The sequence below is a fragment of the Flavobacterium sp. genome (assembly GCF_043779715.1).
Classification (GTDB): Bacteria; Bacteroidota; Bacteroidia; order Flavobacteriales; family Flavobacteriaceae; genus Flavobacterium.
On record NZ_JAYWDT010000237.1, the window covers coordinates 1 to 5,821 of the forward strand.

The 5,821-nt window shown below is 32.4% G+C and carries 6 protein-coding genes and 1 tRNA gene; 5 read left to right on the top strand and 2 right to left on the bottom strand.

The window, feature by feature from the left end:
• Positions 1–258: 258 nt before the first annotated feature.
• A tRNA-Phe gene (locus ACH2BG_RS11360) sits at positions 259–331 on the bottom strand.
• A 100-nt stretch (positions 332–431) separates the two neighbouring features.
• On the opposite strand from ACH2BG_RS11360, the gene ACH2BG_RS11365 reads away from it, so the two are divergent.
• From ACH2BG_RS11365 to ACH2BG_RS11385, 5 genes are all read left to right on the top strand, one after another.
• Positions 432–1,166, top strand: coding sequence for a type III pantothenate kinase (locus tag ACH2BG_RS11365; protein ID WP_395047810.1), 735 nt, complete (start codon positions 432–434; stop codon positions 1,164–1,166).
• Positions 1,159–2,406 carry a hypothetical protein gene (locus ACH2BG_RS11370; RefSeq protein WP_395047811.1) on the top strand — a complete coding sequence of 416 codons (1,248 nt, stop codon included), beginning with the start codon at positions 1,159–1,161 and terminating at the stop codon, positions 2,404–2,406. Before ACH2BG_RS11365 ends, ACH2BG_RS11370 begins: the two co-directional genes overlap by 8 nt.
• Positions 2,407–2,415: 9 nt before the next feature.
• Complete coding sequence (lptC, locus tag ACH2BG_RS11375; protein WP_395047812.1) at positions 2,416–2,973, top strand: LPS export ABC transporter periplasmic protein LptC; 558 nt, start codon at positions 2,416–2,418, stop codon at positions 2,971–2,973.
• A gap of 12 nt (positions 2,974–2,985) precedes the next feature.
• Positions 2,986–3,180 (top strand): hypothetical protein, encoded by a 195-nt coding sequence (locus ACH2BG_RS11380; RefSeq protein ID WP_395047813.1) that lies wholly within the window; start codon positions 2,986–2,988, stop codon positions 3,178–3,180.
• A gap of 95 nt (positions 3,181–3,275) precedes the next feature.
• Positions 3,276–5,381, top strand: a complete 2,106-nt coding sequence (locus tag ACH2BG_RS11385; RefSeq protein ID WP_395047814.1) for a peptidylprolyl isomerase — start codon at positions 3,276–3,278, stop codon at positions 5,379–5,381.
• 202 nt (positions 5,382–5,583) lie between these two features.
• On the opposite strand, the gene ACH2BG_RS11390 is transcribed toward ACH2BG_RS11385, so the two are convergent.
• A partial coding sequence (locus ACH2BG_RS11390) for a hypothetical protein (RefSeq protein WP_395047815.1) occupies positions 5,584–5,821 on the bottom strand: 238 nt, incomplete at its 5' end.

A 5,821-nucleotide genomic window follows, 5' to 3' on the forward strand; every position in this document is an offset into this window, starting at 1 on the left:
AACCACTATTCCTTAAAAGAAAATTCTTTAATGAATTGTTTATGTGAAAGTATCCTCTTTTGAGTTTCTCTCTGAATTCCGCTTTCACAATTACAAAAACTAATCATAACTAGCACCAAACTCAAAAATATTTTAATTCTCATAATCATTATTTTTTATGTTTTTATCGTTTTTCCCAGATAGTGCAGATTTGCAATCCGTGCCCATACAGAAATAGAATTAAAAACAAAAAACCCGAATATTGCTATTCGGGTTTTGTGGTACCTCCAGGGATCGAACCAGGGACACATGGATTTTCAGTCCATTGCTCTACCATCTGAGCTAAGGTACCGTCGCTTGATGCGGGTGCAAATATAGAATGATTTTTCGTTTATCCAAAACAATTTTTTAAAAAAATCTATTCGTACCTTTGCAAAATCAATATTAAACAAATGATTCTAACGATAGATGTAGGTAATACGAGGATTAAAAGTGCTGTTTTTGAGAACAATACGCTCATTGAAGCTTTTGTTTTTTCAATCGAAAATTTTCAGACAGAAATTGAAAATATTTTAAATTTAAACAAAGAAATAGCGGTTTTAGTAGTGGCTTCGGTAGGAAAACTAGAAAAACAAGCTTTCGAATCGTTTTCTAATCGGGTAAAAATTTATTTTATTTCTCGAGAAAGCACCTTTCCTTTTCAGAATAATTATGCAACGCCAAGTACATTAGGTATTGATAGAATGGTTTTGGCGGCTGGCGCAGTTTTACAATTTCCAAAACAAAATAGACTGATAATTGATGCTGGAACTTGTGTTACTTATGATTTTGTTGACGAAAACAACAATTACCAAGGTGGCGCAATTTCTCCAGGAATTCGTTTGCGATATGAAGCGATGCACAATTATACGGCAAAACTACCTTTGTTAAGCATCGAAGAACCAGAAAATATAATAGGAAACTCTACAAACGAGTCTCTACATTCGGGTGTGATAAATGGTTTGACTTTCGAAATAGAAGGTTATATTAACTCCTTAATGAGCAAAAATGAAAACTTTATCATAATTTTAACTGGTGGAGACGCTAATTTTTTGGCTAAACGATTAAAAAATACCATATTTGCCAATTCAAATTTTCTTTTAGAGAGTTTGAACAATCTTTATCAATATCAAATAAAAAATGATTAAAAAATTTTTATTAAGTAGTTTTATACTGCTTTCGCTTCATAGTTTTGCTCAAGAAGGTACCGCTTCGCCTTATTCTTACTACGGAATTGGAGTTGTAAAATTTCAGGGAACTGTAGAAAATAAATCTATGGGAGGTCTAGGAATTTTGCCAGATAGTATTCATATAAATTTACAAAATCCAGCTTCATTATCAGCATTAAAGCTAACTACATTTGGAGTTGCAGGTACATATAACACTGTAAAATTAAAAAACGAAACCGCAACAGAAAAAGCTAGAAGAACCACGCTAGATTATCTTGTTATGGCTTTTCCTGCTGGAAAATTAGGTTTGAGTTTAGGGTTAATGCCTTATTCGGCTGTTGGTTATAAAATTAAAAAAGAGAAAAATATTACATTACCATCTTCGGAAATTGTTTCTGAAACTTCAGCATACAACGGAAGCGGAGGTGTAAACAAGGTGTTTGTGGGAGCGGGATATAAAATTACGCCTAAACTAAGTGTCGGGGCAGATTTGGGATACAATTTCGGAAAAATAGAAACCAATTCCGTTTATTCACGAAGTAATATTCAATTTGCTACAATAGAGGTAAACACTTCTACACTTAATGGTGTAAATTTTAATGGTGGTGCGATTTATAAATCGAAACTAAAAAAATATGATTTAATTTCTAGTGCTACTTTTTCTCCATCAACAAATTTAAAATCTAAAAACACAAGAACCACTTCAACAATACCATATAACCCAGTTATTGGAGGGTCTCAAGAAGTTCCTGTTGCAGATTCTAATATAAAAATACCTGCTAAATTTGCTTTTGGAGCAGGACTTGGCGAAATTAAGAAATGGTTTGTAGGTTTCGAATCTACATTTCAAGGGTCGAGTAATTTCGGAAACATATATGCTTCAAATGTATCTTTCGAAAACGCAACAAAAATAGCATTAGGAGGGTATTATACACCTAATTACAATTCTTTTTCGAATTATTTAAACAAAATAACTTACAGAGCAGGTTTTCGTCATGAAAACACAGGTTTAGTAATTAATAACAAATCTATAAATGATACTGCGCTTACATTAGGACTTGGAATGCCTGTGGGTGGTAGTTTTTCTAATATTAATGTTGGATTAGAATACGGAAAAAGAGGAACTACAAATGCAGGTCTTATTCAAGAAAACTATATGAATATTTCAATTGGTTTATCGTTTAATGACAGATGGTTTGTAAAACGTAAATACGACTAATTTCAATAAATGACAATAAAATTTCAAATATTAAAAACAATAAAAAAAGTGCTGTTACTTACTGTAGCAACACTTTTTTTTATTTCTTGTGAAAGTAATATTAATGAAGTTCGAAAAATAAACGTTGTCGAGTTTAATCCCGTTGGTGAAGCCAAAGATTTTAATTTGAAATACACCGATTCTGGAAAAATAAAAGCAGTTTTAGTGTCGCCACAAATGTTAGATTTCTCTCATTTAGAATTCCCATTTACTGAATTTCCAAAGGGAATAAAAGTCACTATTTATGACGAGCAAGGAAACAAAAGTTTTGTAACATCGAATTATGCAATTTCTTATACAAATTCGAATTTAATCGACTTGAGAGGGAAAGTAAAAATAACCACACATGACGGAAAAATTCTCGAAACAGAGCAATTGTATTACGACCAGAAAAACGAATGGTTTTTTACTCAAAAAGCATATAAATTTACAAACAAAGGAAGTGTTATAGAAGGATTGGGAATAGATTTTAGTAAAGATTTCAAGGTTTTAGACACGCAAAGTATAACAGGAATTTATAGTATTTAAAAAAACAGAAAAATGAATTATTTAAAATACACACAATACGTATATTTAGTTGCAGCAATATTTTTTGCATACGACGGATTTTCAAAATTAAACTCAGGCACAGATATGCCTTATTTAAGCTTTATACTTGCTGCTACTGCGGTATTTATGTTTTTCTTTCGCAGGAAATTTGCTAAAAAATTTGAGGACCAAGACAAGAATCAATAAAAAATTAAACTTTCTATCAAAATAAAAGCTTTAGTCTTTTGATATTTGATAGATAATCGTATTTTCGCTCACTGAATAAAAAATATTTTAAGAAAATGGCAGTTTTATCAAAAATTAGACAAAAATCGTTTCTAGTTATAGCAGTAGTAGGATTAGCATTATTTGCATTTATAATTGGTGCATTAATCGAAAATGGTGGTTTCGGACAAACCTCTAGAAATGCAGGAACAATAAATGGTGTCGATATTCCTTTTGAAGAATTTAGAGGTAAAGTAGACATGGCTCAAAAAAGCCAGCAAGGGCAAAACATGTCTATCATGCAAGCTACAAATGGTGTTTGGGATCAAGAAGTAAGAAGAGTTTTGCTAGAAAAACAATGCGAAAAATTAGGCTTGCGTATAGGTGATGACCAATTAATTAATATAATTAAAGAAGATCCTCAATTCGCACAAACGCCACAATTTTTGAATGCTGCCGGGAAATTTGACAAGGCAAAATTTAATGAAGCATTACTATCTCTAAAAAAAGGTAACCCAGAACAATGGGGTAAATGGTTAGAGGACGAAAAAAGAATTATGCAAAATGCTACAGAGCAAATGTATAACACGATGGTTCAATCAGGTTTTTATACAACACAAGCAGAAGCAAAATTCAACTACGAATTAGAAAACAACAAAGTTACTTTCGATGTAGTTTCTGTACCATATTCAACTATCGATGACAAAAAGGTAGAACCAACAGATGCTGAACTAATAGCTTTTATGAAAAAAGACGAAAAGAAATACAAAGCTGACGAATCTCGTGAGTTGGAATTCGTTTTAATAGAAGACAAAGCATCAGCAGAAGACAAAAAAGTAGTAGAAGACAAAGTAAACGGATTATTAAACTCTGTTGAAGACAATCCAGTAACTGCAGATGTAAACGAAGCTAAAGTTGGATTTAAAAACACTCCAAATTTAGTAGAGTTTGTTAATGCAAATTCAGATATAAAATACGATTCTACTTATGTTGCTAAAAAAGATTTGCCAGCAGAGCATGCAGAAGCATTATTTAATTTAGCACCAGGGCAAGTTTACGGACCATATATGTTTGGCGATTACTACTGTCTTACAAGAACTTTAGGAAGAAAAGCGAGTGCAAATGTAAAAGCTAGTCATATCTTAATTAGTTATGAAGGAACACAAGTACCAAATAAAAAAGAAAAAAGAACAAAAGAGCAAGCAAAAGCAAAAGCAGGATCATTATTAGCTCAAGTTTTAGCAAATCCATCGGCATTTCAAATGTTGGCTTATACAAATTCTGACGATTCATCTTCTCAACAAGGTGGGGATTTAGGTTATTTTAGCCAAGGACAAATGGTAAAACCGTTTAATGATTTTGTATTCTCAAACCCAGTTGGAAAGATTGGATTGGTAGAAACTGATTTTGGTTTTCATATCATCAATGTAACAGACAAACAAGATGCAGTTCGTTTGGCTACAATTGCACAAAAAATCTCACCATCAGAAGCAACAAGCGATCAAATATTTACAACTGCAACTAAATTTGAAATGGCTGCAAACGAAAAAGCATTTGATGTTGCTGCTAAAGAAATGAAACTAACAGTTGCTCCAGTAGCTAAACTATTAGCACTTGACGAAAATGTTCAAGGTGTAGGAAGTCAAAGAGAAATTGTTCGTTGGGCATTTGGTGCAAAAGAAGGAGAAGTAAAACGTTTCAATATTCCTGCAGGTCATGTAATTGCTCGTTTGAAGAAAGTAAACGAAGCTGGTTTGTTAACTATTGAAGATGCAAAAATTGCTGTTGGGCCTAAATTAAGAAACGAAAAGAAAGCAGAATTAATTAAGGTAAAAATGGCTGGAAGCACACTTGAAGCAGTTTCAAAAGCTACAGGTTCTCCTGTAAAAGAAGCTTTAGATGTAGTTGCTGCAAATTCTTACATACAAACTATTGGTGCAGAACCTAGAGTAGTAGGAACTGCATTTTCTCTAAAACCAGGCGTTGTTTCTCAAACTATCGACGGAGACTCTGGAGTGTTTAAAATCAAAGTAAAATCTAGTACAAAAGCACCAGCTGTTACTGATTATAAAGACATTGTAACAAGACTAAACGGACAGTCGAAAGGATCTGCTCCAGGAAGAGTTTACGGTGCACTTAAGAAAGATGCTACTATCGAAGATAACAGAGCACAATTTAACTAAGAAATTAAGTTTTATAAATATAAAAATCCCGAGCAATCGGGATTTTTTTGTTTTAAGAAAAGTTCTATTACAATATCAACTATGCTCTGCGATGGTATCCCTATCTCGCAGTATATTATTACTTAGTTTGTGGCTGCGAAGTCTGAGACATTCGTAGAGCCGTACTAAGTTTGTTTACTCTTCGCAGAGTGGGGCGAGGTATCTAATTATTCAAACCTATAGACTTATCAACTCTTTTACACCAGCTAAAATCTTCACTTATATACGTTAATAAATCAGTGTTTAATATCTGTACATACTGTTTTAAAAACTGAAAAACATCAACTCCTGAATGATTATTTAATACATTTCCAGTACGTTTTTTATTAAATATCAAAGCTTCTAAAATTGAATATTTTGATTCATTTACACAAATAACACATTCAATACTAGAATACATA

Excerpts from the sequence above, each read along its gene's own strand:
- ACH2BG_RS11385 (WP_395047814.1), top strand. The coding sequence starts at position 3,276 with ATGGCAGTTTTATCAAAAATTAGACAAAAATCGTTTCTAGTTATAGCA.
- ACH2BG_RS11380 (WP_395047813.1), top strand. The coding sequence starts at position 2,986 with ATGAATTATTTAAAATACACACAATACGTATATTTAGTTGCAGCAATA.
- ACH2BG_RS11370 (WP_395047811.1), top strand. The coding sequence starts at position 1,159 with ATGATTAAAAAATTTTTATTAAGTAGTTTTATACTGCTTTCGCTTCAT.
- lptC (WP_395047812.1), top strand. The coding sequence starts at position 2,416 with ATGACAATAAAATTTCAAATATTAAAAACAATAAAAAAAGTGCTGTTA.
- ACH2BG_RS11365 (WP_395047810.1), top strand. The coding sequence starts at position 432 with ATGATTCTAACGATAGATGTAGGTAATACGAGGATTAAAAGTGCTGTT.